Origin of the sequence: Paenibacillus sp. OT2-17, from assembly GCF_009827695.1 — a bacterium.
Classification (GTDB): Bacteria; Bacillota; Bacilli; order Paenibacillales; family Paenibacillaceae; genus Paenibacillus; species Paenibacillus polymyxa_B.
Map to the genome: position 1 here is coordinate 1 of NZ_WUDQ01000934.1, position 855 is coordinate 855.

The following is an 855-nucleotide window of genomic DNA, read 5'->3' on the forward strand; positions in this document are numbered from 1 at the left end:
GGTCAAGCAGAGCGATCAGGAATCGAAAACAGATTAAGTTTGGGTTTCAAGTGGCAAAAAGTTATGGCCAAATTTTTGCCCGGTTTGCAATTTCAATTCAATCATATCCTTAATTTCCTGAAGTTCTTTCAGCTGCTGATCTGTCTTTTTTTGGTAATCGTAAAGCCTATCGTACCATTCAATATTTGATATGTTGCTCTCATCTAATTGAAGCTGGATCATAGGTTTTAACTCCTTCAGCGACATTGGTTGTGTCAGGAGTGTCTTCATTCCGATGCAAAATGATAAAACGCTACTGATATATAAATGTCAGTAGCGTTTTATATCGTTTAAGCATAGAACAAGGAAGAGGCGTATGCCTGATGAAATCGAACTAACCTAGATAGTAGATGATCTTTTTTTAAAAATTTGACGATCATATCGGTAATGACCTGAGTGGAATTTTAATACTTACCTGTCCGCAGCCTGTCTGGGTGGAGTTGGCAATAATCAGCTTTCCGCCATGTAGGTTGACAATGGATTTTGTTATATACAGGCCCATCCCGTAATGCCCGCTTAATCTTCTGGACGAGTCACCCATATAAAACTGCTCGGCGGCCTGTTTGAGACCTTCTGTAGAGAAGCCCGAGCCTTCGTCTAAGATGCCGAACTGAATGCCGTCTTCCACAGATTCTACGATCACCTGGATCTCGCTATACTCAGGTGCCTGATCTACCGCATTAGAAGCAACATTCATAATGGCGCGCTCAAGTAGAACTGGGTCTGCATACAGCGTCTTAGGGAGGTTATATGCAGCGAATGCTACAGATATTTTTTTGACAGCAGCCAAGGCTATTATTTGATCTTTCACTTTCG

The 855-nt window shown here is 41.6% G+C and carries 2 protein-coding genes; both read right to left on the reverse strand.

Annotation, left to right across the window (positions count from 1 at the left end; genetic code table 11):
• Positions 1-33: 33 nt before the first annotated feature.
• A complete protein-coding gene (locus GRP75_RS28280) occupies positions 34-222 on the reverse strand; it encodes a hypothetical protein (RefSeq protein WP_076159616.1) in 189 nt (62 codons plus the stop codon).
• A 193-nt stretch (positions 223-415) separates the two neighbouring features.
• A partial coding sequence (locus GRP75_RS28285) for an ATP-binding protein (protein WP_237449250.1) occupies positions 416-855 on the reverse strand: 440 nt, incomplete at its 5' end.